The sequence below is a fragment of the Variovorax paradoxus genome (genome assembly GCF_000834655.1).
In the GTDB taxonomy this organism is placed as follows: domain Bacteria; phylum Pseudomonadota; class Gammaproteobacteria; order Burkholderiales; family Burkholderiaceae_C; genus Variovorax; species Variovorax paradoxus_F.
The window spans coordinates 1-908 of record NZ_JXQQ01000131.1; the positions used below are offsets into that span (position 1 = coordinate 1).

The 908-nt window shown below is 65.9% G+C and carries 1 protein-coding gene; it reads left to right on the forward strand.

The features are described from left to right. Positions 1 to 908: catalase (locus RT97_RS30395; protein WP_042582591.1), on the forward strand; the 908-nt coding region annotated here is incomplete at both ends.

The following is a 908-nucleotide window of genomic DNA, read 5'->3' on the forward strand; positions in this document are numbered from 1 at the left end:
AAGAAAACCCCGCTGACCACCGCCTTCGGCGCGCCCGTGGTCGACAACCAGAACAGCCTCACCGCCGGCCCCCGCGGCCCCGTGCTGATGCAGGACGTGTGGCTGCTGGAGAAGCTGGCCAACCTCAACCGCGAGATCATTCCCGAGCGCCGCATGCACGCCAAGGGCTCGGGCGCCTTCGGCACCTTCACCGTCACGCACGACATCACGAAGTACACCCGCGCCAAGCTCTTTGCCGCCGTGGGCAAGAAGACCGAGATGTTCGCCCGCTTCACCACCGTGGCCGGCGAGCGCGGCGCGGCCGACGCCGAGCGCGACATCCGCGGCTTCGCGCTCAAGTTCTACACCGAGGAAGGCAACTGGGACCTGGTGGGCAACAACACGCCGGTGTTCTTCCTGCGCGACCCGCGCAAGTTCCCGGACCTGAACAAGGCCGTCAAGCGCGACCCCAAGACCAACATGCGCAGCGCCACCAACAACTGGGACTTCTGGACGCTGCTGCCCGAGGCGCTGCACCAGGTGACCATCGTGATGAGCGACCGCGGCATTCCCGCGAGCTACCGCCACATGCACGGCTTCGGCTCGCACACCTACAGCTTCGTGAATGCGGCCAACGAGCGCTTCTGGGTCAAGTTCCACTTCAAGACGCAGCAGGGCATCAAGAACCTCACCGACGCCGAGGCCGGCGCGATCGTGGGCGGCGACCGCGAGAGCCACCAGCGCGACCTGTACGACGCCATCGAGGGCGGCGACTTCCCCAAGTGGACGCTGTACGTGCAGGTGATGGCCGAAGCCGATGCCGAGAAGGTGCCCTACCACCCGTTCGACCTGACCAAGGTCTGGCCCAAGAAGGACTACCCGCTGATCGAGGTGGGCGTGATGGAGCTGAACCGAAACCCGGAGAACTT